Origin of the sequence: Paraburkholderia sp. BL6669N2, from assembly GCF_003387275.1 — a bacterium.
Lineage (GTDB): Bacteria > Pseudomonadota > Gammaproteobacteria > Burkholderiales > Burkholderiaceae > Paraburkholderia.
This window is the reverse complement of sequence record NZ_QUNA01000001.1, coordinates 846270-872859: the sequence shown is the minus strand read 5'-3', so window position 1 is coordinate 872859 and position 26590 is coordinate 846270. Positions and strand designations below refer to the sequence as shown.

The following is a 26590-nucleotide window of genomic DNA, read 5'->3' as shown; positions in this document are numbered from 1 at the left end:
TGCAGTTCATTTTCCGGCCTTTTTTGCATATGAAGCCCCAAAGGCAATGACGCATGCAGCAAAACATTCCGATTGCCATCGAGCGAATGGATTGCGTTTCTCAGGCGTGCGTCCGCGTGAGCTTTTATCCACTACGCATAAGGTTCTCTTAAGCTTGAACTGTTCAGATAGAAGGAGATGGTTGCGTCAGAGCGGAGCATGAGAGCGCTTCGCCTCGCCGGCGGAAGGAGCCGCTGGTTGCACGCGCAACAAAAAAACAACCGAGAACGACAACGATGCGTAACGGACGAAAATCCGCTCGAGAGGCAGACAAGGCGCTGTGCAGATCCACCTACATGATGGAGTTGGCGCGCGGCAGTTCGTATATTGCCAGCACGTTGACACCGATCACGCAACGAACCGCCATTGCTGAAGTGCTGAACGGATTTCGCGAGCAGCACGGCGCCGACACCGCGCTCATCTTCCGTGATCTGCTGGCCGAGAGCCTCAAGAATCGCAAGGACGCGCTCGCGGCGGAAGCGGTGCTAAATTTCGAGCTGCACTAGTCGCGCGAGCCTCCGCTCCCGATCAGCTTCAGTCCCGCCGGCAGCGACTCGCCGAACACGCGGCCTTCATCGGCGTTATCGAGTTCGACGCTCTCGCTCACCATGGTGATCCACGCGCGCGGCGCGTTGGCCGCTTCGAGGCGGCGCACTACCGCTAGACGGAGGTCTTCGGGCAGGTCGCGCGAGCGGTCGCCGGTCAGGCGGGCGATCTGCGCGGCGGCGAACGCCGCGGGATCGACCTTCTTCCAGTCGAGCGCGAGGATCGCGTTGAGCCATGCGCCGGCAGTCTCCGGCGGCACGACGCTGTGCGCACTGCCGTAGAACGGCCGCCGCGCACCGATACGGCCGACCGCCCACCAGCTTTGATGATTCTCAGCAGGCTTCTTCAGACGCGTCAGCACCGATTCGCCAAGCTCGATCTTGCGCTCCACAGGAATCCGTTCGAGCGACGCGCTCAGCCGGACCATGTCGGCAAAGCCGGTTTTCGCCACGTCGAACGGCAGCTTGTGGCGCGATTGCGCGGCGCCTTGCAGATAGGCCATGGCGTCGAGCACGCGCAGTTGCGCGCTTTCGTCGAGGCCGCCGGCGGCGCGCCGCCAGAGCGTCCACCATTCCGACCAGACCTGGCTTTCGTTGACGTACTGGATGCCGTCGTCGAACAGCGACCAGAGTTGTTCGACGCGCCATTCGTCGAGTGGATAGCCGAAGCCGGGCCGCACGCAATAGCCGGCCAGATTCAGCCAGAGGCGTTCGTGATCCGCCGAACGGCGCCGGCGGCGCGCGCGTTCCCACAGTGCGCCGAACAGTTCGCGCAGCAACGCGCTGTTCCAGCTTTCGCGCGGGCCCAGCAGTTGTTCGAGTTGCGAGCGCAGGCGTTTGACTTCCTTGGGATCGACTTTCTGCGCGCGCGAGCCGAAGCAGCGGTCGATGTGGTCGATCGCCTGGTCGAGCGCCGGATGGCGAGCCGGCGCGGCGTCGTCAGCCAGGTTTGCTTGCGCGTCTTCACGGCGCAACTGGAATTCGAGCAGCCAGCGCTGCGCGGGATTGTCGAGTTCAATGCAATGGACGTCGAGCGTGCCCACTTCGGTGAGCGACGTCGCGATCCGCACCGCGGTCTCGCGCGCGCTCTTTGCGCCGCGCGGCTGCACGATGGTCGCGAGCGGCGGCAGGCGGACAAAATCGCCATCGGCCAGATCGATCAGTTCGCCGGGCCGATACACCGTATCCGCGCTCGACGAGACAAGGTGAAACCGCACCGGATGCCCGAGACGCAGCGCGAAGGTGCGATCCGCGATCAGAATCTCGTGGCCTTCTTCCGTGCCGCGCGGCAGCAGGCAGATGCCGCGTTGCACAGGCTCGGCATCGGTTTTGCCGTCGCCGGTTTCGTCGAGCACGAGGAAGTAGCTGCGCGGCGAGCCGCCGCCGATTTTCGGCGCGTTGCCCGAGCGCGCGAGCGAATAGGCGACCGCGCCGCGCGCCACGGCCACGTCGGGATTGTCGTTGTGCAGCACGTTGAGCGCTGCGCCGCGCCACGTGCCCAAGGTGCTGGCCAGACGCTGCGTGAGCGCTTCGGCGCGGAACACGCCGCCGTTGAGCAGCAATGTGTCGGGCACTGGCAGCGTTGCTTCGTCCGGTGAACCGGCGGACTCGACGATGCCCAGCGCCTTGCGCGACTGTGCCGCGAAGCGGCTCAGAAACGCCGCGATATGACGCGTGACGGCGGCATCGGTCGCATAGGGCAGGCCGAATTCGACGATCGCGCCACGCGGCCGCCCAGGCCGTTCATGCGACGCCACCGCCGGAAAGAACCCGTCGACGATGATCCGTTCGACCTCGTCGCGCGTGACTTGCGCGGTGCGCGCGCCGCCGATCAGCTTCGAGCCCGCGCCCAGCAATGTGATCGACGTGGAGTCGGGCGCCTGCGCGCCGAGCAGCTGTTCCTTGGCGTTGCGGCAACGCTCGACCAGTTGCGACAGGCTCGCCGCCGACAAACGCGCTCGCTCGCCCGGCTGGTTCGAGCCGCCCGGCAGCCGCGCTTCCACCAGATGCGCGAGCGCCAGGTCCATGTTGTCGCCGCCGAGCATCAGATGATTGCCCACGCCGATGCGCGTGAGTTGCGGCTCGCCGTCGCGCAGGCCGACTTCGATCAGCGTGAGGTCGGTGGTGCCGCCGCCCACGTCGCAGATCAGCACGAGACGGGTGTCCGCGAGTTCGCTTGCCAGTTGCTCGCGATGATGAAACAGCCAGTCGTAGAAGGCTGCTTGCGGCTCCTCCAGCAGCCTCAAAGCAGGCAAGCCGGCCATGCGGGCGGCTTCCACGGTCAACGCTCGCGCGCCTTCGTCGAACGATGCCGGCACTGTCAGCACCACGTCCTGGTGTTCGAGCGGCGCGTCTGGAAAACGCTGGTTCCAGGCCGCGCGCACGTGCGCCAGATAGCTCGCGCTGGCTTCGACCGGCGAGACTTTGCGGACGTCGTCGGCGGCGCCCCACGGCAGGATCGGCGCGGTGCGATCCACCGACGCATGCGAGAGCCAACTCTTCGCGCTCGACACCAGCCGGCCCGGCACCTGAGCGCCCAGCACGCGCGCGAGCCGGCCGATCACGACCGGTTGCGCGTCCTGCTGTGGATCTTTGCGCGCGCCGCTCTGATCCGCACCGGACCACGGCAATTGCAGATCGCCGGGGTTCAGTTCGCCTTGCGCCGCCTGATAGCGCACCGAGGGCAGAAGCGGCCGCGCCGCCACTTCGCCGGGGCTCACCAGCTGCTCGATCTCGAAGACGCGGATAAGCGGCGACCCATCCGGCGATCCCGCCTCCGCATAGGCGAGCACCGTGTTGCTGGTGCCGAGATCGATACCGACGCTATACCGCTTCATCTCATTCACGCATTCGCGTTGCCGCGCACGTCGAACTCGACTTTCCAGCGCTCGTCGGTGCCGCGCGGCACGGCTTCGAGTTCGAGCGCGCCCGCTTCGGTGACGCGCGCGTGCAGCTTCACCGGCACGACTTCACCGGCGTTGCGGCCTGACGCGGGCAGTGTCGCCTGTATCTCTTCGAGTTCCTGCAATTCCTCCGGGCCCCAGAAGTCGAGCAGTGTGCCGACCTGATCCTGGCGACGCACCGACGACCCGAAGAAGCGGAAGTGCACCGGCTCGCCGACCACGAGGCCGAATTCCTGCGCGGGCAGTTCGGCCTCGGTGCCTTCCTCCATGCCGAAGGGCGCCACGCACAGCGCCTGGATCGGCGGTTCGAGGCCGGGCACGGCGGGCATCGCCGATTCGATCGCGATGTAGTACGCGCGCGCCGTGCCGCCGCGAATCCGCACGCCGCGGCCGCGTCGCACATAGCCGTAATAGGCCGCGCCGCGCGCCACGGCGAGATCGAGATCGGCGCCTTCGAGCAGCCGTGCCGGCGCCGCGCCTTCGGCGGCGAGCCAGTTGTTCAGCGTGCCCATGATGCGTTCGACCAGCAGCGGCGACTTGAACACGCCGCCGTTGAACAGCACCGCCGTGGGATGCAGGAAGCTCGCGTTCTCCGCAGCCGCAATGCCGCTCGTTCCCGCCAGTTCAGCGAGGGCGCCCACCTGCCGGCCGAGGAACGCCGCCAGATGACGCGTGATGCCGGCGTCCTGCGCATACGGCAGACCGAGTTGCGTCAGACCGGCGCGCGCGCGGCTCACCGGACGCGCGGCGCTGTCCACCTGCGGGAAGAAGCCTTCGAGAATCGTCTGGGTCAATTCGGCGCGCGTGAGTTCGGTGCGGATCGAACCGCCGATCAGCTTCGAGCCGCGGCTCGGCACGACGAGCGGCACGGTGTCGGTGGCCGGATCGCTGAGCAGCGTTTCCTTGGCCGAGCGGCACGCGTAGGTGAGGGCGCGCAACTGCCAGGCGTCGGCCTGGGTGCCGGCTGCCGCCAGCTTGCGCGCGACCACGTGCGCAAGCGCGAGGTCCATGTTGTCGCCGCCGAGCAGAATGTGTTCGCCGACCGCCACGCGATGCAGTTCGAGATTGCCTTCGCGCTCGATCACGGCGATCAGCGAGAGGTCGGTCGTACCGCCGCCTACATCGACCACGAGGATGATGTCGCCGATCTTGACCTGCTTGCGCCAGTCGCCGCCGCTCTTCTGGATCCAGCTATACAGCGCGGCCTGCGGTTCTTCGAGCAGCGTCATGCGGCCGAAGCCCGCGGCCTCGGCGGCTTCGGCGGTCAGTTCGCGCGCGGCCGGGTCGAACGATGCCGGGATCGTCACCGTGATGTCCTGCTCGCCGAACGGTGCGTCGGGATGCGCGTGGTCCCAGGCTTCGCGCAAGTGCGTCAGATAACGCACCGAGCTTTCGAGCGGCGAGACGCGTGCGACTTCGGGCGGCGCGTCGTTGGGCAGAATCGCCGCGCGCCGGTCGACGCCCGGATGGCACAACCAGCTCTTCGCGCTCGACACGAGCCGGATCGGCGTAGCTGCGCCGCGACTGCGGGCGAATTCGCCGACCGCGAATTCGCGCTGGCCGGTCCACGGCAGATACAGATCGCCCGAGGCGAGTTCGTCAGGGTGCGGCAGATACAGGAACGAGGGCAGCAGATCGAGATTGTCGATCGCGCCGGGGCCCGTGAGCTGCGCGATCGGCAGCACGCCTTGCGAGGTCTTTTCGCCGTCGCTGGCGCTGGTGTCCACATAGGACAGCGCGCAGTGCGTGGTGCCCAGATCGATGCCGATGGCGTAGCGTGATTGGCGTGCGTCGCTCATAGCTCCACCTCGGCCGGTGCGATCACTTTCGCGTTGTGGCTGTCCGTGAGCTTCGGCAGACGTACTTCGTCGACGCGCCAGCCGCGATGGCTGATGCTGCCGTTGAACGGCGCCTTGCCGACGACATTGCCGGTCAGGCGAATCGAAGCCGCGTCGAAACCTTCGGCCAGCGTGACGCGGCTGCCTTCGGCTTCGTCGCGCACCGGGCGGATCGTGAAGTGCTCGCGCAGCGTCGCGCGGCAACCGTCGTGCACGAGGCGCGCGGCCGCGCCGATATCGGCGTCGCTATAGTTCTTGATGTCTTCCTCGACGAAATCGATGAATCGCGCGTCGCGTTGCAGCAGGCCGAGCAGTTGCAAGGCGGCGTCGGGGCTGGCTTCCTTCAGCACGGGCGCGGGTTGCTGCGCGGGTGCAGGCGCCGGCGTGGGAGCCGGGGCGGGCGCGGCGCTGGCGGCAACGCCACCGTCACGCAGACGCAGCACTCCGGCGGCGAATTCGCCATCGCCGAGGATGCGGAAGAACGTGCCTACGGCCAGGGAAATCCTGCCGAGGAAGGATGGGTTCGAATCGGTCATAAATGCTCCTGAGGTGCTCTGTTAGAGGACGAGCTGTCCTGACTGCGCCGCACGCGGCCGGCCGCTGGAGTCCCGTTGGGCTTGAGCGGGCGATCGTCATGCGAGTTTGCGAAGGCCGTCGGCAGGCGTGCCGCCGGCGTCTGATTTATCGGGCTGCGCGGCGCGGTCGGCGCGCGCAAAACCCGTATTTTGCCTTGCGGCGAGCCCGACGCGGGCAAAGGCGGCCATTCTAGCGGGCAATGCGGCGAGATTGGCGGCTTGTCGCGGGTGTGTGATGAGCCTTTCCGTGCGGCTCGTTCGCGCGAAGTTCACGTAGGGTTCACGCAGGGTTCACGCGGGGTTCACGCCTTGTGCGGGCCGAATTCGGCCACCACCTGGTCGATGAACGCGCGCAGTTTCGGCGTGACGCGGCTGGCGGGGAATACCAGATGCATCGGCCGCGCGGTCGCTTCGTAGCCGGTCAGCAGGCGCACGAGGCGGCCCGCCGCGAGTTCGTCTTTCACGGCCACTTCTGGAGCGAGCATCACGCCGCCGCCGTTGAGCGCGGCGGCCAGCAGCGCCTTCACGTCGTTGACTTCGAAGCGGCCGGCAATCGGCACCGCCTGTTCGCCCTGGGCATCGGCGAAATGCCATTCGGTGGCGGCCGGCATGCTCGTGTAGACGAAGCTCAGACACTCGTGTGCGGTCAGGTCCCGCGGCGTGCGTGGTTCGCCGCGTTCCGCCAGATAACCGGGCGATGCGCACGCGACCAGCCGGTACGGCATCAACGGCCGCGCGATCAGCGACGAATCCGACAGCGCGCCGAGGCGGACCGCCGCCTCGTAACCCTCGTCGATCAGATCGACAAAGCGGTCCGTCAATGTCAACTCGACCCGCACCTCGGGATGCGCTTTCAGATAGCGCGTGATCAGCGGCGCGAGACAGCAGGCGCCGAACGTGACGGGCGCGGTAATGCGCAGGCGTCCGCGTGGCGAGGCCGACAGTTCCTGAGCGACCGACTCCGCCGCTGCCGCGTCGGCGAGCAGCGCCTTGCAGCGCTCATAGAAAATCTGGCCGATTTCGGTGAGGCTCTGGCGGCGCGTGGTGCGGTTCAGCAGCCGGGCGCCGACGCGCTCTTCGAGCGTGCTCACGTGCTTGCCGGCCATCTGCGACGAGATGCCGAACGCGAGCGCCGCCGCGGCGAACGAGCCGCTGTCGGCGGTTTTGACGAAGATTGCCATGCTGGTCAGTCGATCCATGGTTTCCCCATTCCTGCTTTCGACAGTCGTCGAATTTCGCGTGTTTATCCCATCCAAGTTTTGAATCATAGTGGTTCTCACCGGCGAGCGTGGCTCGTCGGAGCGATCCTCGGACATGCATGGAGTGTGAAACATGAAGATAGGCATTCTCGGCGCCGGCTTTATCGGCCGCGCGATGGCGACGTTGGCGAAGCAAAATGGTCACGAAGTCATGATCAGCAATTCGCGCGATCCGCGGACCTTGATCAGTACCGCTGCGGCGCTCGGCTGCGCGGTGGGCACCTCGCAGGAGGCGGCGAGGTTCGGCGAAGTGGTCGTGGTCGCCGTGCCGTTCAGCAGCATCGACGCGTTGCCGGCGGCGGCGCTCGACGGCAAGATCGCGATCGACACGTGCAATCACTATCCCGAGCGCGACGGCGAGATTGAGGCGCTCGCCAGCCACGCCACGACCACCAGCCAGTTGCTCGCGGCGGCGTTGCCCGGCGCTCGCGTGGTGAAAGCCTTCAACGCGATTCTGGCGAGGGACCTCGAAACCGACGGCTCGGCGCCGCATACAGCGAAGCGTCGCGCGCTGCCGTTCGCCGGTGACGATGAATCAGCCAAACGCGTCGTAAGCGAACTGCTGGATCAGTTCGGTTTCGATCCCGTCGATGCCGGCGCGCTGGCGGACAGTTGGCGCTTTGAGCGCGCCAAGCCGGTGTATTGCATTGCGCTCGATCGAGCCGGCATGCTGGAAGGATTAGCCGCGGCACAGCGGGATGTGGAGATGGCGCATGGGTCGTGGCGGCATTGAGTGACGGGCGAATAGCGCCACATTCGAGCCGACGGCACATGGGTCGGCCGCCATCGTCAGCTGTGTAAGTGCAGCGCGCTTCGAAAACGGTCCCGCGAGACGATGAGATGCGCCGGGCCGTGCCGCTCTTTGCGCGAACGAGCGAGGAAGAATTCGCGGCGCACCAGGCCGCGAGTTTTGTCCGGCCATGAGGCCGGACAAAACAAGCTGTTCACCTTCGACGGACTGGGGCCTCGATCCGCCGGGCACCGTCTCCCGAAAGTCGATTCAAACCTTGACGACGGAGGCCTGATAGATTTCGTCGACGGCCTTCTTGAGCGCCGCGTCGAACTCGCTGTCGCTCATCGATTCCTTGAGCTCGTTGATCAATGCCCTCGAAAAGCTGGCGATCATGCCGTGATTCGAAGCGAGCCGTTTGCACGCGTCGGCGCGCGTGTAGCCGCCGGACAGCGCCACCACTCGTGCGACTCGCGGGTGCTCGATCAGCGGACGATAGAAGTCGGCCGCATCAGGTATGGTCAGCTTGAGCATCACGCGGCGGCTATCCGGCAACGCGTCGAGACCTTTGGTCAGTTCCGCGCGGAGGGTGGCTTCCGCGCCGGGCTTGTCCGGACTCTTGATCGAAATCTCGGGTTCGAGGATCGGCAGGAGGCCGTGCGCATCGATCTGCGCCGCCAGTTCGAACTGTTGCTTGACGATCGCGGCGATCCCGTTTTGCGAATTCAGATTGATGACCGATCGCATCTTGGTGCCGCAGATGCCGAGCTTCACGGCCCGGGCGAGCAGATCGTCCAGGCCAGGAATCGGCTTCATCAACTGGACACCGTCCGCTTCGGCTTGCAGGCCCTTGTCGACCTTCAGGAAGGGCACGACGCCGCGGTCTTCCCACAGAAAGCGCGGAACGGGCTTGCCCTGAGCCTGTCCGTCCATGGTCGCCTCGAACAGAATGGCGCCGATGATTTTGTCCCCCGTAAAGGCGGGCGCCGTGATGATACGCACGCGCATCTCGTGTATCAGTTTGAACATTTCGGCGTCACCGTTGTAGGCGCTCTCCGGAATGCCGTACAGCCGCAGTGCGCCAGGGGTCGATCCGCCGCTCTGGTCCAGGGCGGCAAAAAATCCCTGCTTTTCACAAACTTGCGCCAGCATCTTCTCATCAGCCACGATCGTCTCCCTCTCTTTCACAGTGGAATATCGAACCAGCACGTCCGGTCGCGACGCGTCGAGTTGCATACGTTCAGTGTCACGATGTTAATGCAAATGTCGGATTTGGCGAAAAAACGGTGGCCGGCGCAGCTAGTCGCCTGGTGCGGGCATTCTTTGGGTATGGCGTTCGGGCGCCGCGCGAGGGTATCAGTGGATCGGCGTGAACGGGACTACGTGCTCATTGCGATCGCGACAGGTGCAGTCAGCGAGCACTGTCCTGCCTGGCATACGTCGATTCCCATCCACCACCCAGCACCTTGCACAGCGTAATGAGGTTCGCGTCGGCTTCAGCCCTGCTTTGCTCAAGATTGCTCTGCGCTTCAAGCAGTTGTCTCTGCACATTCAGCACGTCGAGGAAATCGACCGCACCCGCCTTGTACCGTTGCTGCGCGATCGACAGCGCACGCTGGTTCAGACCGACAACCGTTTTCAACCGGTCGCGCCGGCGCTGTTCGGCGTCATAGACGACCAGCGCGTCGTCCACCTCGCGCCATGCCTGAAGCACGGTATGCTGGTAGACGATCGCCGCCTCCTGCTGTTGTGCCTCGCGCAGATGAAGCGTGCCCTTGAGACGTCCGCCTTCGAAGATCGGCAGCGTGATCGACGGTCCCACGACAAACTGGCCGGACGCCCAGTCGGCGAGATTCGACAGTTGCAGACTCTGGAATCCGGCGCTGCCGTTCAGCGAGATGCGCGGATAGAAGTCGGCCTTCGCCATGCCGATCGTCGCGGTGGCCGCATGCAGCTGGGCCTCGGCTTTGCGGATGTCGGGCCGGCGCTGCACCAGTTCCGACGGCACGCCGATCGGCACCTGGTCGGGCAGTGCCGGCACATCGCGCGGCTCGGCGAGCACCGGTTGCAACGCGCCCGGCTCCTTCGCCAGCAGCACGCCTATCGCATTGATCGTGGTCGTGCTGCGCGATTCGAGCGTCGGGATCAGGCTTTCGATCGACTCCGCCTGGGCCATCGCGTTGGCCACGTCCAGGTCCGTCGTGACGCCTTCATGCACGCGGTTCTGCGTGAGCTTCGTGGCATCGTGGGCGATGTCGAGGTTCTGTTTCGCGATCTGCAGCAGCGCCTGTGTGTCGCGCAACTGGATGTAGTCGCGCGCGAGTTCGGCGCGGGCGGACAGCAGGATCGCGTTACGGTCCTCGTACGAGGCATCGGAGAGCGCCGAGGCGGCCTCGACACCGCGTCGCACGCGGCCCCAGAAGTCGAGCTCCCATGACGCGTCGAAGCCGAACTGGTACAGATCGTAAGCGGGCGAGCCCTTGGCGCCCGGCAACGGCGCGACACCGAGCGGCGCGCTGCCCGAGGCCGACTGCGTCTGACTTACCGTCGGCGTGACGCCAAGCAGCGACAGGATGCCGTTCGGACTGCCGCGCTCGCGGTTGTAGGAGGCGGCGCCGGTCAGCGTCGGATATTGGTCGGCACCGGCAATGCGCTGTTGCGCCCGGCTTTGCCGCAGACGCGCCGAGGCCGCCGCGACATCCAGGTTTGCGTCGGTCAGCTGCTGTTCGAGCGAGTCTAGTATCGGATCGTCGAACAGCGTCCACCATTGCGGCGTGAATCCGGATTCGACAGCCTTGCTCGCGGCCTGCGCGCTCCGGGTGCGGTTGAACACATCGGGCGTGGCCGTCTGCGGAGCTTCGAAGTTCGGGCCCACCAGGCAGCCCGTGAGCAGGGAGCACAGCAGCAACGCGAGCGCCGGCGTGCGCAGGGAGAAGTCGCTCGCGCTCATTTCGTGTCCGCTCCCGCGACCCGCGTATCGGCGCGCTTGCCGACGGCGACCTCCGTTTCCACCGACAACCCGACGCTCAATGCAGACGCGGCCTGCTGTCCGTGATCGATGGTGATCCTGACCGGCACGCGCTGCACGATCTTGGTGAAGTTGCCCGTTGCGTTGTCGGGTGCGATAGGCGCGAAGCTCACACCCGTAGCGGGTGCAAGACTATCGACGTGTCCGCGGATCGTCACATCAGGCATGCTGTCGACCTTGATACGGACCGTGTCGCCGGGGCGCATCCGGGCGAGCTGGTTCTCCTGGTAGTTGGCGACGATATAGGCGTCCGACAGCGGGACGATCGCAAGCAGCGGCGCGCCGGTTGTCACGAATGCGCCGACGCGTGCCGAACGCCGCCCGACCTTGCCGTCGATGGGCGCATGAATCTCCGTGTACGACAGGTTGAGTTTCGCCTGTTCGAGCATGGCTTCGGCGTGGGCCAACGCACCCGCCGCCTTGTCGCGCTGTGTCTTCAGAACGTCGAGGTTCTGCCCGGTCGCCACGAGTGCGGCGCGGTTGCGCGCCTGCTGCGCGAGTTCCTCGGCCAGCGCGCTCGCGGCATGCTGCTGCTCCTGGGTCGTTCCCGCACCGGTCTCCGAGAGATTGCGGTAGCGCGCGGCGTTGGCGCGCGCGAATTCGAGCGTCGCATCGTCTGCGCGCAGCGTGGCACGCGCCTGATCGACGAGCGCGGGCTGCCGCGCAATCTCGGCCTCGTAGTTCGCCACCGATGCTTTAGCCGCCACCACGTCCGCCTCGGCGCTCATCAACGCGGCGCGAAAGTCGCGATCGTCGATGCGAACCAGCAATTGACCGGCCTTGACCTGCTGGTTATCTTCGACGAGCACCTCCGAAACCTGACCTGCGACACGCGGTGCGACCAGCGTGAAATCGGCTGTCACATACGCATCGTTCGTGGTCTCGCTGGATGAACTGGAAAACAGCGCTATACAGGCCAGCACGGCAGCGCCGAGTATGACCGCGAACGCGGCAAGACGAATCGTTCCGGGAGAAAGTCGGGTAGCGGATGACATGGATAGCGTCGCTTAACGGGAGGAGGGCTGCGTCGTGCTCCAGGGCGGATAGACCCGCACGGGCAACACCGGGATAACGAAAAGAAAGGCGACGGCGATGCCCGCCATCACGCGATAGAGATCCGCCGACGTGAGCACGACGGCCTGCTCGTGGATCCGGTGTGCGAGTTCCCCGAGACCGTGAGCGGCATCGAGGCTCTGGCTCATGATCAGCGCGTTGTTGCCCAGGTGGTCGACCAGCATGCCCGAATGAAAATGCTCGCGCGCCGTGCCGAGACCTTCAATGAGACCGCTTGCGGCGGCGCCGGAAAATGTCTTGACTGTGTTGAACATGGCCGAGGCAAACGGGCCCTCCGTTGGCGGCAGGCCGGTCGTGACGCCCATCAGGATTCCCATGATGACCATCGGTTGCGCGAGGATCTGTAACGACTGAAGCCAGTAGAAATTATTGCGAATCCAGTCGGAGGTGACGAAGCTTCCCAGAAAGCACGAGATGGCCATCAGGCAAAGTCCGGCGGCCATGACCCAGCGGTGGTCGACCTGCTGGAGATTGAGCAGCGCGGCGGTCGCGGGCAGCGCAATCAGAAGGGGAATGGCCACCAGCAAAAACAGCGGCGTGGTTTGCAGCGGCCTGTAACCGTGAATCTGCGCGAGATACTGACTGGGTATGGCGGCAACGCTCACCAGCAGGATTACCGCCCCCACCAGGGTCAGCAGCCCATGCGCGAAGTTCCTGCGCGCAAGCAACTGAAGCTTGAAAAACGGCACAGGATGAAACCATTCGTTGACGAGAAACGCCGCGAGCAACAGCGTCCCGCCGCAAAACATCGTGGAGATGAAGGTGGAGTTCAGCCAGTCGAGGCGATCACCCTGCAGCAGGCCGATCACGAGCATGGCGATGGCGGGATACCCGAGCAGGAAGCCGGTCCAGTTGAACGAACGCAGCCGTTCGAGTCTGGCGGGATCCGCCGGCAGTCCCTGATAGATTGCCACGCAGCTGATGAGTCCCAGCGGCACGATCTGCCAGAAGGCCATTTGCCAGCCGACGTATTCTGTCCACAACGCGGCGAGCGGCGTGCCGAGCGCCGGTCCGAAGGTCGCGGTCAGCGCATAGCCCGCGAGCCCGTATAACTTGACCTTCGGCGGCAGATAACGCAGCGCGACGATGATCAGCATCGGCGGCAGACAGCCGCCGGCGACGCCCTGCAGCGTGCGCAATACATACAGCGTCAGCAGGTTCGGTGCAAACGGGCAGAGCAATCCAAGGACCATGACGGCGAGCACGGCGCCGATCGTAAAGCGCCTGAGCGTAAACGTCACGCCGAACCACGGCGCGAATACCATGGTGGCGACGTTGGTCGCTTCGAACAGGGTGGTCAGCCAGGTTCCGTCGTCCCGTCCGATCGAGAACGCGCCGCGAATATCCGCGAGCGCCACTGCGGTGACCTGTTCGTTCAGTATCGCCAGCAGAGAGGCCAGCAACATGCCGAGCAGGCCGATGGCGAGGCGTAGGGGCAGTTGCGCTTCTGTGGACGTTTGCTGTGCCGGCGTCCATGTGGCGGGTACGGAGACAGGCGCCGACGATGACGAAAGCTTCGGCTCTCCCGTTCCAGGCAGCGGTGAGTTGGCGCTATTCATAAGAGTCCAGCCACCCGTATTTGATGGGGTATTACGTCGGATATTTCCCTGCCACGCCCGACGTCTGAAAAGACCCCGGACGCTCCGCAAAGAGGTCCGATTCGCTGACCTTATCGTTTTTCCTGCGCTAGTTCCAGCCGGTTCGCTCACGTCTTACTGCCACGCTACGAGTTCATTTCATTCCAGAAGACAGGTCTGCTCTCCTGAGGTCAAAAAAGGCCGCACATCGGTCCATTCCACTCTCAAATCCAGCCAATGTCACCACAGTGACAAGGACAACATACTCGCCTGGAAATGATCTTTTTCCATTCGGCTACAGAACAGAACTCAGTAAAGGTGCAGCGACTTATGATGGGTGGCGCCCAGCGCTTCATGGGTTTTCGGCGCGTGCATCGGCATCCTGATGATTTTCCCGGAGCGACGGTATTCACGCGAATACCTTTTCTCGCGTACACGATTGCCAGCGACTTCGTGACGGCGTTCGAACCACCCTTCGTCAGAGCTTTTCCGCAATCCCAACATTCGCAAGGTGGAGTGGCCTCACGGCACGCGCGTGCCTTGTAGACCTTGATCACGCAACAGTTGACCAGCAGTGAACAGTACCTACGTGTAGTTGCATGGCGGGTAATGACGCAGGATGCAAGCCGTACTCTGCTGGAATCCAACGCTGTCGCCCAGTGATTCCTTTGCTACACTTGATCACGACGCGGCCCTGTATGACATTTGGTTGACGCCGACTACTGCGACTAAGTTGCGGATTCTCGCGACTCGATTCGATCGCTTCACCTTCAGCACATTCAACAGCATTACGGCCTGAAAGAGAGAAGGGCGTTAGCGCCACCGTTATGCTCCCTTGTGTTGTCGAGCGACGCCGACTTCTCTGCCAAAGTTACAACGTCGCGACCTGTCGCTGAAGCGGCACTTCACATACGGCTGAGTCAAGATACCCCTTGTAAGCAGTTCACGAATTCGCCGGCCAGGAATCGCTATCAAGCGGTGATCCGACACCGGTACGTTGACGTTGTTGCGTTCATGGAGCTGGCGCCGCGATCGCGAGCCCTGACGTCGGTCCTTATCACAGAGCATGCAATAGTGCAGAGGTGTCGCCATGAGTGAGTCTTCCGATTTCCGGAGCAGAACGCTAGCGCTTAATCACGGAGGCGGCCGCATGCCCGCGCTCGGATTCGGCACCCTGATTCCCGATGCAGCTACGACGATCAGTGCTACCGCAGCCGCGCTGGAAGCCGGCTATCGACACTTCGATTGTGCCGAGCGATATCGAAACGAGCGCGAAGTGGGCGACGCTCTGCGGACAGGGCTTGCTGCGGGAGGGATCGCGCGCGAAGACATCTTTGTGACGACAAAACTGTGGAACTCGAATCATCGGCCCGAGCGCGTCGAACCGGCGTTCGATGCAAGCCTTGAAAGACTCGGACTCGACTATCTCGATCTCTATCTGATCCATACGCCGTTCGCATTTCGGGCGGGCGACGAGCAGGATCCGCGCGACGAAAACGGCGACGTCATCTACGATAAGGGCGTGACTTTGCAAGACACGTGGAAGGCGATGGAGGATCTCGTCGACGGTGGAAGATGCCGGGCTATCGGATTGTCCGACATTGGCCTGGACGAGTTACGGCCTCTCTATGAATCGGCGCGAATCAAGCCGGCGGTGGTGCAGGTCGAAGCACATCCGTATCTTCCGGAAACGGAGCTTCTGGAGTTCTGCAAGGAGAAAGGAATCGTGTTTCTGGCCTTTGCGCCATTGGGTCATGGAATCAGGCCGGGGCCGCTCGAAGATCCGGTCATCGTGCGGATTGCCGAACGAACTGGAAGGACATCGGCACAGGTACTGCTTGCCTGGGCGATACAGCGTGGCGGAGCGTTGCTTACCACACCCAGGACGGCGGTCCGCGCGCGCGAGAATTTCGACGTCTCCGCGCTTCCGGCAGAGGCATTCGACGAAATCAACCGGATCGAGACGAGGCAGAGGTACAACGAAGTCGTCAAGACAGGCAGCCCCGGGTTTATTCCGCGGCGTCCGCAATAAATAGACCTGAACGGTATTGGAGGCACGCCATGCAGGAAGACAGAATACGTGAAGCACTGAACGCGCACTGGCAAGCGTCGGCGGTCGGCGATCTCGACGCGGAACACGCCATTTACCATGATGATGCCATCTGCGACTATCCCCAATCCGGGGAACGGATCATTGGGCGAAGCAATTTGCAGGCGCTGCGGAGTCATCATCCGGAGAAGCCATCCGGTTTCAATGTCAGGCGAATCCAGGGTGAAGGCAATCTCTGGGTCACGGAGTACACCATCAATTACCAGGGGCGAGCGGCTTACACGGTAAGCATCATGGAGTTCTGTGACGACAAAGTCATTCACGAGACCCAGTATTTTTCGGATCCGTTCGAGGCGCCGGCCTGGCGGAGTCGCTGGGTTCAGCAGATCGCGTGACGCCGCCTGGTGGGCTCACGGCGCAGCAGCAAAAAGAAGGCAGCAACATGCGTAATCATCAGTGCCGGCACGTAGATGATCGGAATCGCGTACGTAGCGCCCAACTCCCCCGCGCGCGCGGGAAGATCGGACTGGATAGCGTGATAGTAGTCGACGATGAGGTCGGTCGCCCCCACAAGATTGAAGGCTACGACGAACAACCAGAACAGTGGGCGTACCCGCGCTGCGAGTAGTGCCAGCATCGCCAGAACGCCCGTTGCGAAGTCACCGTATGCGGCGAACGCTGCGAAGCCGGCAGGCAGATCGGGACTAACGACACCCGGCAGAATAAAGACCAGCCCGAAGAAACGGAAGCTGTGCAACGTGGCGATGGCGCGTTGCGCTTCAAATGGGTCCATCGACCTTAGCCTCGGCCAGACGTATGCACGGAAGACAAGCAGCCACGCGACATATCCCAGCACGAGCTGCAATTGAAAGACAATTTCCGGTGACATGCTGCCTCCTGACAGATGTTGTCTGGCGCATTAAAGGCCATGATGACGATTAGCCGGCGCGTCGCCGGATCAGCTGGCGCAGCGACAGCGCGTGCAGCAGGATCGACCCTGGCACCACGAACGCAGGAGTCAGCGCATCGGGATAAGCGCCGGCGCCGATGCTCGGCACGCTCGGAACGATCAACTGGAACGGGCCGGGCGAGGTGATCATCCCCAACGTAATCGCGACGGCGAAGTCCGCGAGGCCAAAGATGTTCCAGGCGATCGCCGCCTTCCGCCCTTGAGCCGAACCGCTCGCCACCGCGATTGCGACCGGCACGGCGAACAGGCCGGTCAACACATCGCCAATTCCCGCCGGCAACGCGAACACGGCCGGCAGCTGCCCATGCAGCCAGGCGGCGAGCGCCCAACTGCCGAATACCCGGTAAAGCTGAAGAGCGACAAGCCAGCTCGCCGGCATCGCGTCGAGCACCCGGCCCATCCGTTTCGACAACAGCAGCACCGGCGCGCCGATCATCACCGGCATGAAGATCGCCAACGGCAACAACGGCAAGGGTGAGGCACCTGTGCGGAAGGCGCCATTGATCGCCGCGCTCCAGGCAACAGCGAACCAAAGCGTGTCTGGGATCATGACTGCCAGCCAGGTCGTACGGCGTTCGCCCGGCGTGAGATCCGTGCTTTCGAGGCCGAGCCACAAACCAACCGCGATCAGTCCATGGGCCGTCAACTGATGAGCTGTGGTCGGAACGCCGCTGGTCGGGATAATCGGCTGCCAATAGATCAACAGGATCCACAGCGTCACCAACGGGATGAGCCAAAGCAGGCTGCGCCACGCGGGACCCCGCGGGACGATTTCAACCGCGACGGGGGCGGCGGTCATCAGCGGTTCTCCAGGTGATTCCCCGCCTTCGGGGACGCGTTCTCGAACACCGCTGTCAATATGCCGAGTCGGCCTTCCAGTAGATTTCGGCCCAGGTTGGTCGTGAGCTGGGCGAAGTCCGGCCCCATCACCACGCCGAGATTGGGCGAGGGCGGCGGTCCTGACACACGCATCTGCGCAAACCAGGCCTTTGCGGTCTCGGTGTCGTCTCGCGATACCAGTGTGCGGAAACCTGCCTGTTCGATCGCCGCGTGCGTCGCATCGGCCGTGAGCAGAAAGCTCGTTGTCGGCGTCCGCGCCCAGGGAACGGGATAGTGCGGTTCGCCGCCGTTTGCGACGACGTCGAACGTCGCAAACCTGCCGCCCGGCTTCAGCACGCGTTGGATCTCCCGGTAAAGCCGAGTGCGCTCGGCGATGTTCATTGCCACGTGCTGCAGAAACACGGCGTCGAAATGGTCGTCGGCGAACGGAATTTCCAGCGCGCTGGCGGCACGGAACGACACCTGTTCGCTCTGCCCCGTGCGCTGGGTGAGATAGCGCGCGGCATCCACGAACGGCTCGCTGAGGTCGATACCCGTCACCCGGCAGCCATAGGTTGCAGCCAGAAAACGGGCCGGGCCGCCGACACCGGAACCGACGTCCAGCACCGACATGTCAGCGGTGATTCCGGCCAATCCGGCAAGCTCGGCCGTGGCAGCAAGCCCACGGGTGTGAAACTGGTCGAGGGTGCCCAGTTGCTGGGGTGTGAGCGGCTCGTTCTCCGGTCCAAAAACCATGAGCGCGCTCTTCAGCCGCTCGGTCAGTCCGGTCGCACGATAGTGATCGCGCACGTCGTCAAGCGCATCGTTCATTGCAAGGTTCCTCCACGGTCCTGGCGGATGGTCCAGGGCTGGCGCGCCGACATCGGCGCGACTCCTCGTCCACAGGCATAGGTGTACCATCGTCTCTCGCGAGCGACTATTCATCACAATGTTGACGGGTTATGAAGCAGACCTTCACAGTCAGACAGGGCGCGCTCGATGGCGTTGAGGCGTTCCTGTGCGTTGCCCGGCATCGCAGTTTTCGCAGGGCAGCCGCGGAACTCGGCGTGACGCCGTCGGCGATCAGCCAGGCGGTGCGTGTGCTGGAAGAGCGCATTGGCGCAACGCTCTTCATACGCACCACGCGTAGCGTGGGTCTGACCGAAGCCGGCGAACAGTTTCTTTCGCGCGCAAAGCCTGCCTTCGAGGAGCTCGTCGCCGCCAGCGACGTTGCGCGCGGTCTCGGCCAGCGGCCCAGCGGGCTGTTGCGTCTTTCAGTGCCGCGCGCGGTAGTGCCACTCCTGCTGGATCCCCTGATTGCATCGTTCCACCAGGCTTATCCCGAGGTCGAAGTGGAGATCGCTGCAAGCAACCAGCTGATCGACCTTGCGACTGAAGGGTTCGACGCCGGCATCCGGCTGGGTCAATTCGTCGACGCCGACATGGTCGCGGTGCCGTTGACGCCACCGCTTCGTTTCGTCGTCGTCGGCACTCCGGCCTACTTCTCAGGGCGCAGCCGGCCCGAGTGCACAGACGATCTGCGGCAACACGCGTGCTTGCGATGGCGCAAATCCAGCGGCGCGCTCGCGCTATGGTCATTCAACAACGGCGGCAAGACGATCGAGATCGCCGTAAGCGGCCCTTTCATCGCCCATGATTTTCCCACCATGCTGGGGGCGGCAATGGAAGGTATGGGCCTTGCCCAGTTACCTGAGCCGATGGTCGCCGAAGGACTGCGGACCGGAAAACTCGTAGAAGTCCTGAAACCGTTAGCGCCGGTGATACCGGGCGTGTTTCTGTACTACCCAAGCCGCCGGCAAGTCATGCCGAAGCTGCGCGCCTTCATCGATCATGTGAAAACCCGCCAGGCAAGCCAGGCCAAAGTGCCGCGTACAGGATGACGTTGCCCTCGTGCTATACACCCCACCTTAGCGCCGGCGTGTGCACCGCGCTGTCCCAATGCTTCGTCATCTCTTCGTCGAGCATGCACAGTGTGATCGAAGCGCCTGCCATCTCGAGTGAAGTGGTCAGCGCGCCCACCTGCACGCGCGCAATTTTCAGATCGCGCTTTTCAAGCCAGACGCGCGTCGAGTTGAAGAGCAGATAAAGCTCGCCAAGCGGCGTACCGCCAAGGCCGTTCACGAGCACCAGCAAGCCGGCCCCCGCAGGTGGCTTGAGGTCGTCGACGATAGCCGTTAGCAGCTCCCCCGCAATCGTATCGGCCGACGCAAATTTCGCGCGCCGCCTGCCCGGTTCGCCATGAATGCCGACGCCGACTTCGATCTCGTCGTCGCCGATCTTGAAGGTCCGCGTGCCGGCTGCCGGCACCGTGCAACTGGAGAAAGCAACACCCATCGAAGCCGTGTGCTTGTTGACCCGGTCACCAAACATCTTGCATTCATCGAGGTTCGCCCCGCTTTCGGCCATGCTGCCCACCAGCTTCTCGACGATCACCGCGCCCGCAACGCCGCGCCGTCCGGTCGTATAGCTGGAGTTTTCCACCGCGACGTCATCATTGATGAGGACCATCGCATTGGGCGCCTCGGACATCTCCGACGCCATTTCGAAGTTCATCAGATCGCCCGAGTAATTCTTCACGATGAAGAGCACGCCCGCACCGGTATCGACGGCCTTCGCGGCGGCCATCATCTGGTCCGGCGTCGGCGACGTGAAGATCTGGCCGGGGCAAGCGGCGTCGAGCATGCCATAGCCGACAAACCCTGAATGGAGCGGTTCGTGCCCCGAGCCGCCGCCCGATATCAGCGCAACCTTGCCAGGCTTCAGGTGCTTGCGCCGCACGAACACCGGTTCCCGATTGAGCACGATCAGATCGGCATGGGCTGCGGCGAATCCCGCCAGACTCTCGGCGAGAAAGTCGTCCACGTGATTGATGAATTTCTTCATGATCTCCCGCTCCTTTATCCGTTGTCTTGCGCAAGCCGCGCGCATACCGAAGCAATCATGACCTGGCTGGAGCGCGCGCCGGGATCGATATGTCCGCGCGAACGCTCGCCGAGAAACGACGCCCGTCCCTTGGTCGCCAGCATGTCGCGGGTCGCCAGCATGTTTTCCTCGGCGATTTGCGGCAACGTGTCGAGCACCACGCGCGCCGCGGCGCTTTCCGCGGCCAGTTCCTCGAAGCGCTTCGCGACCGGAATCAACACGTCCATCATGGTCTTGCTGCCGAGGCCGGTCTTGCCGCGTTGCCCGACGGCCTCGACACCCGCCGCGAAGATACGAGCGAAGCCGGCCACATCCATTGCATTGGCCACGGACGCTTTCGCCATGCCGTTCAGCAACGAGAAGAATAAAGGCCCGGACGATCCGCCCACCGTCGACAGCACCTTGGATGCAGCGATGTCCAGCGCGGGGCCGAAAGCTTCGGCCTCGATCTCCGCGCGCACCGCGAGCAGGGCGTCCATGCCGCGCAGCAGATTGAAGATGTGATCGCCATCGCCGATCTGCTGGTCGAGCGACGCGATCTCGTCGGTATGCTCCTTCAACGCCGCATAGGCAGAGTCGATGCACGCCATGACCGTTTTGCCGTTCATGTCGGGATCCTCCTGCCGTCGGCACGGAAATATAAAAGGCTGCGCGCCGGCAGCGACACGCCGACCGATTGCCCCGGCGAGAAATTGCGCTCCGCAATGGTCGTTGCCACGACGGCGGTTCCCGCTCGATCGAGAATCAGCAGATGGCGCAGCGGCGAATATTCGAGCACCGTCAGATTCAGTGCGTCCTGTGCGCCGCGCGCATCGCCCACGTCAGGATCATGCAGCACGATATCCTCGGGACGGATGGCGACAGTCGCCGTTCCCGCCGGCATGTGAGCCGAATCGAACAGCGTGGGCGGGAGCAGGTTGATCGGCGGAGAGCCGAGCCGCTGCGCGGCGCTCAGCGACACCGGATTTCCATACACCTCGCGCGGCGTGCCGATCTGCACGAGACGCCCATGGTCGAGAATGCCGATTCGATCCGCGAGCGTGGTCGCTTCGACCTGATCGTGCGTGACGTAAATGATCGTCGCGCCGATCGTACGATGCAGGCGCTTGAGTTCGATGCGTAATTCTTCACGCAGCTTCGCATCAAGCGACGACAGCGGCTCGTCCATCAGAAACACCTTGGGTTGCCGCACGAGCGCGCGCCCAATCGCCACGCGCTGCATTTCGCCGCCGGACAGATGCGTCGCCATGTTGTCGAGCTTTGATTCCATGTGCAGCATCTCCGCGACCGCGTGAACGCGCGCACGCACGTCCGCCTCGCTACTACGCCTTCTTGGCGAGCGCAACGGAAACGCCAGGTTGCCGAACACGGTCAGATGCGGGTACAGCGAATATTGCTGGAAGATAAACGCCACGTCGCGCTCGGACGGATGCACGCCGGTCGCGATCGCTCCGTCGATCAGCACGTCGCCCGCATCCGGCTGCTCCAGCCCGGCGATCAGACGCAGCGTCGTGGTCTTGCCTGCCCCGCTCGGCCCGAGCAGCACCACGAACTCGCAGTCCATCACATCGATCGACAGATCGTCGACCGCGACGATATCGCCAAATCGTTTCGACACATTGCGCAACTGGATTTCAGCCATGAGCTTCTCCGTGTGCAGGAATCGTGTGAGCGGCTCCTGGCAACAGCCGGCCGCTCTGCGCGTCGTAAAGCAGCGTGCGCTCCTTGCGAAACGACAAACCGACCGGTGATCCGGCAGGCAGGCCGTCGTCTTTTCCCACCCGTACCCTCACCACGCCCAATGCGGTCTCGACCACCAGCACCTGATGCGAACCGAGGTATTCATCGGCAATTACCTTGCCGCGCAGCGGGCCGTGTTGATCGATCGCCACATGCTCGGGACGAATGCCTAGCAGCACGCGTTCAGCGGCGGCTTCGCAGTGGGACACCGGGACCCGCGCGCCGTGCAGGCGGACTTCTTCGTGGCCCACGTCCACGCCGCCATCGACTGGCAGGAAATTCATCGGCGGACTGCCGATGAAGTTGCCGACGAACACCGTGGCCGGAAAGTGATAGATCTCGTGCGGCGGGCCGGCCTGCAGCAACTCACCCTTGTTCATCACGACGATGTCGTCAGCCATCGCCATCGCTTCGCTCTGATCGTGCGTAACGTAGACCGTCGTGGCGGCCAGCGCGTTGTGCAGCTTGCGCAACTCGAGACACATCAGTTCGCGGAAATCCGCATCGAGCGTGCCGAGCGGTTCGTCCATGAGAAACGCCTTCGGCTGACGCACGATCGCGCGCCCCAGCGCCACGCGCTGCCGATCGCCGCCGGACAGGCCGCCAGTCTTGCGATCGAGAATGTTCTCGATACGCAGCATGTGCGCGGCCGCATCCACTCGTGCCGCAATCTCCTTGCGCGACGCATGCTCGTTCTTCAGCGGGAAAGCGATGTTATTGCGCACCGTCATATGGGGATATAGCGCGAACATCTGGAAGACGAACGCGATATCGCGCTGACGCGCGCGCAATGCCGTCACGTCCTCGCCGTCTATTAAAATCTGGCCGGAGGTCGGCAACTCGAGACCGGCAATCATCCGCAGCGTGGTGGTCTTGCCGCAACCCGATGGACCGAGCAACACGACAAAGCGCCCGGCGCCGATCGTCAGACTGGTGTCGCGTACCGCGACGAAGTCGTCGAAGCGCTTGTGAAGGTTGGCAAGAACGATCGTGGACATGGTGTCAGTCCGGGAAATGGCTGGTCACGACAAACGCGAGCGCACCTACCAGGATGACCGGAAACGACCATGTGAACGCCGTCAGTGAAAACGGCTGCACTAGCATCACCATGCCGAAACCAATCAGCGCAGTCGACGCTGCTTCGCCGTAGCCGCGACGCAGCGAGTGTCTTTGCGGAAAAACGGAGTCACGTTTCATTTACGCACCGCGCCGAAGGTGATGCCGCGCAATAAATGCTTGCGTAGTACCACAGTGAAGATAAGGATAGGCAGCACGAAAAGCGTCGTCGCCGCCGCGACGGCCGGCCAGTCCTGGCCGCCTTCGCCGATGATGAACGGAATGAACGGCGGCATGGTTTGCGCGTCGCCGCTTGTAAGCAGTGACGCGAATGCGTACTCGTTCCACGCGAAGATCAGGCAGAAAATCGCGGTCGCGGCGATACCGGTGATCGCCTGCGGCAGCACCACTTTGACGAAAGCCTGCAGCCGCGTGTACCCATCGACGAGCGCCGCCTCCTCGTATTCGCGCGGAATCTCGTCCATGAATCCCTTCAGCAACCATACCGCCAGCGACACATTCACCGCCGTATACAGCACGATCATGCCGACATAGCTGTCGCTCAAGCCCAGCGCCCGGTACATCAGGTAGATCGGAATGGCGACCGCTATCGGCGGCATCATGCGGGTCGACAGGATGAAGAAGAGCAGGTCGTCGGCGAGCGGCACCTTGAAGCGCGAGAACGCATACGCCGCCAGCGTACCGAGAAACACGGCGAGAAAAGTCGAACCGAACCCGATCACGAGCGAATTCACGAAGCGCGGCAGGACCTTCGACGGTCCCGCGATGACCATGCCGCGCTTGCGCACATCACGCTCGTACCAGGTGCGCGCGGGCGGCAGACTGGCGATGAACTCAGGTGTCTGCCGCGAACGGATCGTGAACAGGTTCACATAGCCTTCCATCGACGGCTGAAACAGCACGACAGGTGGATAGGCAATCGCGTCTTCCTGCGTCTTGAAGCTCGTCAGGAAGATCCATACCATCGGCAAGGTTGCAAGCAGCGCGTAAGTGATGACAACTGCCGCCGCGAAGCGCTTGCCGCGCGGCGACGACGCCACCACCGAGTGTTGGGTAGCTGTCGGTCTCATCGCTGTTTCACCCGGTTCAACGCCTTGACGTAGATGTTCGCCGCACCGAACACCGTCACGAACAGAATGATCGCCAAGGCCGAGGAATAGCCCGTCTGCCATTTCTCGAACGCGGCACGCTTTAAAGTGATCGACACGGTTTCGGTGACCGAACCCGGGCCGCCCGAAGTCAGCAGATTCACCATGTCGAACATCTTGAAGTTCTCGATGCCGCGAAACAGCACGGCGAGCATCAGGAACGGCAAGGTCATCGGCAAGGTGATCGACCAGAACTGCCGCCACGGTGTGGCGCGATCCACTTCGGCCGCTTCGTAGATGTAGTCGGGAATCGACCGCAGGCCGGCGAGGCAGATGAGCATCACGTAAGGTGTCCACATCCATGTATCGACCATCACGATGGTCCACGGCGCGAGTGACACATCGCCGATCATCTGGAACGAGCCGGGCGCAATGCCGGTGAAGTAGCCGACGATATCGTTGAAGAGGCCCGTTTGCGGTTGCAGCAGAAAGGTCCAGAAGTTGCCCACGACCGCCGGCGACAGCATCATCGGCAGCAGGATCAGCGTGGTCCAGAAACTATGGCCGCGAAACTGCCGGTTGATCAGCAACGCGAGGCCGAAACCCAGTAGAACCTCGAGCCCGACCGACCAGAATACGAAACGCGCCGTCACCTGCATCGCGTACCAGATGTCTTCGTCGGTGAGAATGTCGACGTAGTTGTCGATACCGACAAAGCGCGCCGGCACGCTCGGCATATTCGACTTGAAGTTCGTGAACGACAGACGTAACGCCCAGATCAACGGAAAGATGTTGATCGCGAGCAGCAGCAGGATTGTCGGGAGAATGAACAGCCACGCAATGGTCCTGTCCGATAACCCGGCCAGACGTGTGCGCGCACGCGCCGACGCCCGCGACTCCAGTCCCGCTGACGAAAAAGGCTTGTTGGCCAACATGCCTCGCTCCTTTATGTGAACCGGCGGCAGCCGTGCAGGGGGCGCCGGTCCAGTCCTGGAAACACGCTAATTCTTGCCTTCGGCCTTGAAGACCTTGTTCCAGTCTTTGACCAGCAGATCGAGCGCTTCTTTGGCCGTGCCCTTGTCGGCTACCACATAGTCATGCACGCGCTTCTGCATGTCGAGCAGCAGTTCCGCATAGGCGGGTTCAGCCCAGAAGTCTTTTACGATCGACATCGACTTGAGGAATGCCGGCGCAAAAGGTGCACTCTTCGGAAAGTCGGGCGCATCCACCACCGACTTCGCCGCCGAATAGCCGCCTAACTGCCACCATTTCTTCTGTACATCGGGTTGCGCGAACCACTTGATGTATTCAAGTGCGTCTTCCTTGTGGTCCGAGTACGACACGACCGAGATGCCCTGTCCGCCGAGCTGCGTGAACTGCTTGGTCTCACGCGGATTCACGAAGAAGCCGATCTTGTCGCCGCCCACGTTCGGGTCTTTGTAGAGTCCTGGGAAGAATGCAAACCAGTTCATCTGCATCGCCACCTGACCAGACTTGAAGGCGTCCAGTCCTTCCTGCATGTATGCGTTGGTCATGCCGGGCGCCGTGCAGCACTTGTAGAGCGCCTTGTAATACTCCAGCCCCTTGACCGCGCCCGGCGAGTTGACGAAGCCATCCAGGTGATAGGGTTTCTTGGGGTCTTCATATTCGAAGCCGAAGTTGTAAAGCGCGTTGGTCACGCCCATCGTGATGCCTTCGGAACCGCGCTCCGTAAAGATGTAGGCACCATATACAGTCTTGCCATCGATCTTGCGGCCCTGGAAAAACTCCGCGGTTTGCTTGAGTTCGTCCAGCGTGGTTGGCGGTTCGAGTTCGCGTTTATATTTCTGCTTGAACTCGGCGCGCAACTCAGGGCGCGCAAACCAGTCCTTGCGATAGGTCCAGCCGACCGCATCGGCCATGGCCGGCAACGCCCAGTAGTTCGGCGTATTCTTTGGCCACTCCGCATAACCGACAACTGTCGCCGGTACGAAGTCGTTCATCGAGATCTTGTTCTTCGCGAAAAAATCGTTGAGCTTGACGTAGTGCCCGTTGACCGCCGCGCCGCCAATCCACTGGCTGTCCCCAATGATCAGATCACATAGTTTGCCATGCGAATTAAGTTCGTTGATAAAGCGATCGGCGTAACTTGTCCATGGCACGAACTCGAACTTCATCTTGATGCCGGTTTTGCTGGTGAAATCCTTGGACAGTTCGACGAGTGCGTTGGCCGGGTCCCATGCCGCCCAACATAAGGTCAACTGCTTGTCCTGTGCTTGCGCGCCCGTTGCCATGCCGAGTCCCAACGATACTGTGGCCGCCGCCATTACCCTTGCTGACGTAAGACGTAACATTT

At 63.1% G+C, this 26590-nt stretch carries 24 protein-coding genes and 1 pseudogene; 5 read left to right on the top strand and 20 right to left on the bottom strand.

What is annotated here, in order from left to right; translation table 11 throughout:
• Positions 1–275: 275 nt before the first annotated feature.
• Positions 276–545: a hypothetical protein gene (locus tag B0G80_RS03910; protein ID WP_258193545.1), complete on the top strand. Its 270-nt coding sequence runs from the start codon at positions 276–278 to the stop codon at positions 543–545.
• On the opposite strand, the gene B0G80_RS03905 is transcribed toward B0G80_RS03910, so the two are convergent.
• From B0G80_RS03905 to B0G80_RS03890, 4 genes are all read right to left on the bottom strand, one after another.
• Positions 542–3430 (bottom strand): Hsp70 family protein, encoded by a 2889-nt coding sequence (locus tag B0G80_RS03905; RefSeq protein ID WP_181919901.1) that lies wholly within the window; start codon positions 3428–3430, stop codon positions 542–544. The genes B0G80_RS03910 and B0G80_RS03905 overlap by 4 nt on opposite strands.
• The gene (locus tag B0G80_RS03900) at positions 3427–5286 is read right to left on the bottom strand and encodes an Hsp70 family protein (protein WP_116117056.1); all 1860 of its coding nucleotides are present in this window, start codon (positions 5284–5286) and stop codon (positions 3427–3429) included. The genes B0G80_RS03905 and B0G80_RS03900 overlap by 4 nt, the downstream gene beginning before the upstream one ends.
• A complete protein-coding gene (locus tag B0G80_RS03895) occupies positions 5283–5861 on the bottom strand; it encodes a DUF2760 domain-containing protein (protein WP_116117055.1) in 579 nt (192 codons plus the stop codon). Before B0G80_RS03895 ends, B0G80_RS03900 begins: the two co-directional genes overlap by 4 nt.
• A gap of 341 nt (positions 5862–6202) precedes the next feature.
• Positions 6203–7099, bottom strand: a complete 897-nt coding sequence (locus B0G80_RS03890; RefSeq protein WP_116117054.1) for a LysR family transcriptional regulator — start codon at positions 7097–7099, stop codon at positions 6203–6205.
• A gap of 133 nt (positions 7100–7232) precedes the next feature.
• On the opposite strand from B0G80_RS03890, the gene B0G80_RS03885 reads away from it, so the two are divergent.
• Entirely contained in the window at positions 7233–7892 is a 660-nt protein-coding gene (locus B0G80_RS03885) for an NADPH-dependent F420 reductase (protein ID WP_116117053.1), read from the top strand.
• Positions 7893–8159: 267 nt separating this feature from the next.
• Here the strand turns inward: B0G80_RS03885 and B0G80_RS03880 are convergent, their stop codons facing one another.
• The 5 genes and pseudogenes from B0G80_RS03880 to B0G80_RS46610 form a co-directional block, all read right to left on the bottom strand.
• Positions 8160–9056: a fructose bisphosphate aldolase gene (locus B0G80_RS03880; protein ID WP_116119505.1), complete on the bottom strand. Its 897-nt coding sequence runs from the start codon at positions 9054–9056 to the stop codon at positions 8160–8162.
• Between the two features lie 244 nt (positions 9057–9300).
• The gene (locus B0G80_RS03875; protein ID WP_116117052.1) at positions 9301–10839 is read right to left on the bottom strand and encodes an efflux transporter outer membrane subunit; all 1539 of its coding nucleotides are present in this window, start codon (positions 10837–10839) and stop codon (positions 9301–9303) included.
• Positions 10836–11912, bottom strand: a complete 1077-nt coding sequence (locus B0G80_RS03870) for an HlyD family secretion protein (RefSeq protein WP_116117051.1) — start codon at positions 11910–11912, stop codon at positions 10836–10838. Before B0G80_RS03870 ends, B0G80_RS03875 begins: the two co-directional genes overlap by 4 nt.
• Before the next feature lie 12 nt (positions 11913–11924).
• Positions 11925–13550: an MFS transporter gene (locus tag B0G80_RS03865; protein ID WP_220377439.1), complete on the bottom strand. Its 1626-nt coding sequence runs from the start codon at positions 13548–13550 to the stop codon at positions 11925–11927.
• A 357-nt stretch (positions 13551–13907) separates the two neighbouring features.
• Positions 13908–14053: pseudogene (locus B0G80_RS46610) on the bottom strand (SDR family oxidoreductase); the annotation flags it as partial.
• Between the two features lie 605 nt (positions 14054–14658).
• Between B0G80_RS46610 and B0G80_RS03855 the strand changes: the two are divergent.
• Positions 14659–15600 (top strand): aldo/keto reductase, encoded by a 942-nt coding sequence (locus tag B0G80_RS03855; RefSeq protein WP_116117050.1) that lies wholly within the window; start codon positions 14659–14661, stop codon positions 15598–15600.
• A gap of 29 nt (positions 15601–15629) precedes the next feature.
• Positions 15630–16013: a nuclear transport factor 2 family protein gene (locus B0G80_RS03850; RefSeq protein WP_106281391.1), complete on the top strand. Its 384-nt coding sequence runs from the start codon at positions 15630–15632 to the stop codon at positions 16011–16013.
• Here the strand turns inward: B0G80_RS03850 and B0G80_RS03845 are convergent.
• The 3 genes from B0G80_RS03845 to B0G80_RS03835 are packed head-to-tail and all read right to left on the bottom strand — an operon-like array spanning position 15998 to position 18238.
• Positions 15998–16507 (bottom strand): hypothetical protein, encoded by a 510-nt coding sequence (locus B0G80_RS03845; protein WP_116117049.1) that lies wholly within the window; start codon positions 16505–16507, stop codon positions 15998–16000. The genes B0G80_RS03850 and B0G80_RS03845 overlap by 16 nt on opposite strands.
• 49 nt (positions 16508–16556) lie before the next feature.
• The gene (locus B0G80_RS03840) at positions 16557–17387 is read right to left on the bottom strand and encodes an MFS transporter (RefSeq protein ID WP_116117048.1); all 831 of its coding nucleotides are present in this window, start codon (positions 17385–17387) and stop codon (positions 16557–16559) included.
• Positions 17387–18238 carry a class I SAM-dependent methyltransferase gene (locus B0G80_RS03835; RefSeq protein ID WP_116117047.1) on the bottom strand — a complete coding sequence of 284 codons (852 nt, stop codon included), beginning with the start codon at positions 18236–18238 and terminating at the stop codon, positions 17387–17389. Before B0G80_RS03835 ends, B0G80_RS03840 begins: the two co-directional genes overlap by 1 nt.
• A 131-nt stretch (positions 18239–18369) precedes the next feature.
• Here B0G80_RS03835 and B0G80_RS03830 point away from each other — a divergent pair, with 131 nt between their 5' ends.
• Positions 18370–19308: a LysR family transcriptional regulator gene (locus B0G80_RS03830; RefSeq protein ID WP_116117046.1), complete on the top strand. Its 939-nt coding sequence runs from the start codon at positions 18370–18372 to the stop codon at positions 19306–19308.
• Positions 19309–19321: 13 nt separating this feature from the next.
• On the opposite strand, the gene dhaK is transcribed toward B0G80_RS03830, so the two are convergent.
• The 8 genes from dhaK to B0G80_RS03790 all read right to left on the bottom strand — a co-directional run bounded on the left by dhaK (position 19322) and on the right by B0G80_RS03790 (position 26588).
• The gene (dhaK, locus tag B0G80_RS03825) at positions 19322–20311 is read right to left on the bottom strand and encodes a dihydroxyacetone kinase subunit DhaK (RefSeq protein ID WP_116117045.1); all 990 of its coding nucleotides are present in this window, start codon (positions 20309–20311) and stop codon (positions 19322–19324) included.
• Positions 20312–20325: 14 nt separating this feature from the next.
• Positions 20326–20958, bottom strand: coding sequence for a dihydroxyacetone kinase subunit DhaL (dhaL, locus tag B0G80_RS03820; RefSeq protein WP_116117044.1), 633 nt, complete (start codon positions 20956–20958; stop codon positions 20326–20328).
• The gene (locus tag B0G80_RS03815; protein ID WP_116117043.1) at positions 20955–21992 is read right to left on the bottom strand and encodes an ABC transporter ATP-binding protein; all 1038 of its coding nucleotides are present in this window, start codon (positions 21990–21992) and stop codon (positions 20955–20957) included. Before B0G80_RS03815 ends, dhaL begins: the two co-directional genes overlap by 4 nt.
• Positions 21985–23088, bottom strand: coding sequence for an ABC transporter ATP-binding protein (locus B0G80_RS03810; RefSeq protein ID WP_116117042.1), 1104 nt, complete (start codon positions 23086–23088; stop codon positions 21985–21987). The genes B0G80_RS03815 and B0G80_RS03810 overlap by 8 nt, the downstream gene beginning before the upstream one ends.
• A gap of 4 nt (positions 23089–23092) precedes the next feature.
• A complete protein-coding gene (locus tag B0G80_RS03805; protein ID WP_106281375.1) occupies positions 23093–23287 on the bottom strand; it encodes a hypothetical protein in 195 nt (64 codons plus the stop codon).
• A complete protein-coding gene (locus tag B0G80_RS03800; protein WP_106281373.1) occupies positions 23284–24237 on the bottom strand; it encodes a carbohydrate ABC transporter permease in 954 nt (317 codons plus the stop codon). Before B0G80_RS03800 ends, B0G80_RS03805 begins: the two co-directional genes overlap by 4 nt.
• Positions 24234–25190 (bottom strand): carbohydrate ABC transporter permease, encoded by a 957-nt coding sequence (locus tag B0G80_RS03795; RefSeq protein ID WP_106281371.1) that lies wholly within the window; start codon positions 25188–25190, stop codon positions 24234–24236. The genes B0G80_RS03800 and B0G80_RS03795 overlap by 4 nt, the downstream gene beginning before the upstream one ends.
• Before the next feature lie 66 nt (positions 25191–25256).
• Entirely contained in the window at positions 25257–26588 is a 1332-nt protein-coding gene (locus B0G80_RS03790; RefSeq protein WP_106281369.1) for an ABC transporter substrate-binding protein, read from the bottom strand.
• Positions 26589–26590 lie beyond the last annotated feature (2 nt).

What these genes read in the sequence shown, in the direction of transcription:
- B0G80_RS03805 (WP_106281375.1), bottom strand. Translation starts at nt 23,287, where the DNA reads ATGAAACGTGACTCCGTTTTTCCGCAAAGACACTCGCTGCGTCGCGGC.
- B0G80_RS03835 (WP_116117047.1), bottom strand. Translation starts at nt 18,238, where the DNA reads ATGAACGATGCGCTTGACGACGTGCGCGATCACTATCGTGCGACCGGA.
- B0G80_RS03845 (WP_116117049.1), bottom strand. Translation starts at nt 16,507, where the DNA reads ATGTCACCGGAAATTGTCTTTCAATTGCAGCTCGTGCTGGGATATGTC.
- B0G80_RS03850 (WP_106281391.1), top strand. Translation starts at nt 15,630, where the DNA reads ATGCAGGAAGACAGAATACGTGAAGCACTGAACGCGCACTGGCAAGCG.
- B0G80_RS03875 (WP_116117052.1), bottom strand. Translation starts at nt 10,839, where the DNA reads ATGAGCGCGAGCGACTTCTCCCTGCGCACGCCGGCGCTCGCGTTGCTG.
- B0G80_RS03800 (WP_106281373.1), bottom strand. Translation starts at nt 24,237, where the DNA reads ATGAGACCGACAGCTACCCAACACTCGGTGGTGGCGTCGTCGCCGCGC.
- B0G80_RS03865 (WP_220377439.1), bottom strand. Translation starts at nt 13,550, where the DNA reads ATGAATAGCGCCAACTCACCGCTGCCTGGAACGGGAGAGCCGAAGCTT.
- B0G80_RS03900 (WP_116117056.1), bottom strand. Translation starts at nt 5,286, where the DNA reads ATGAGCGACGCACGCCAATCACGCTACGCCATCGGCATCGATCTGGGC.
- dhaL (WP_116117044.1), bottom strand. Translation starts at nt 20,958, where the DNA reads ATGAACGGCAAAACGGTCATGGCGTGCATCGACTCTGCCTATGCGGCG.
- B0G80_RS03810 (WP_116117042.1), bottom strand. Translation starts at nt 23,088, where the DNA reads ATGTCCACGATCGTTCTTGCCAACCTTCACAAGCGCTTCGACGACTTC.
- B0G80_RS03840 (WP_116117048.1), bottom strand. Translation starts at nt 17,387, where the DNA reads ATGACCGCCGCCCCCGTCGCGGTTGAAATCGTCCCGCGGGGTCCCGCG.
- B0G80_RS03855 (WP_116117050.1), top strand. Translation starts at nt 14,659, where the DNA reads ATGAGTGAGTCTTCCGATTTCCGGAGCAGAACGCTAGCGCTTAATCAC.
- B0G80_RS03830 (WP_116117046.1), top strand. Translation starts at nt 18,370, where the DNA reads ATGAAGCAGACCTTCACAGTCAGACAGGGCGCGCTCGATGGCGTTGAG.
- B0G80_RS03870 (WP_116117051.1), bottom strand. Translation starts at nt 11,912, where the DNA reads ATGTCATCCGCTACCCGACTTTCTCCCGGAACGATTCGTCTTGCCGCG.
- B0G80_RS03895 (WP_116117055.1), bottom strand. Translation starts at nt 5,861, where the DNA reads ATGACCGATTCGAACCCATCCTTCCTCGGCAGGATTTCCCTGGCCGTA.
- B0G80_RS03795 (WP_106281371.1), bottom strand. Translation starts at nt 25,190, where the DNA reads ATGTTGGCCAACAAGCCTTTTTCGTCAGCGGGACTGGAGTCGCGGGCG.
- B0G80_RS03815 (WP_116117043.1), bottom strand. Translation starts at nt 21,992, where the DNA reads ATGGCTGAAATCCAGTTGCGCAATGTGTCGAAACGATTTGGCGATATC.
- B0G80_RS03910 (WP_258193545.1), top strand. Translation starts at nt 276, where the DNA reads ATGCGTAACGGACGAAAATCCGCTCGAGAGGCAGACAAGGCGCTGTGC.
- B0G80_RS03790 (WP_106281369.1), bottom strand. Translation starts at nt 26,588, where the DNA reads ATGTTACGTCTTACGTCAGCAAGGGTAATGGCGGCGGCCACAGTATCG.
- dhaK (WP_116117045.1), bottom strand. Translation starts at nt 20,311, where the DNA reads ATGAAGAAATTCATCAATCACGTGGACGACTTTCTCGCCGAGAGTCTG.
- B0G80_RS03890 (WP_116117054.1), bottom strand. Translation starts at nt 7,099, where the DNA reads ATGGATCGACTGACCAGCATGGCAATCTTCGTCAAAACCGCCGACAGC.
- B0G80_RS03885 (WP_116117053.1), top strand. Translation starts at nt 7,233, where the DNA reads ATGAAGATAGGCATTCTCGGCGCCGGCTTTATCGGCCGCGCGATGGCG.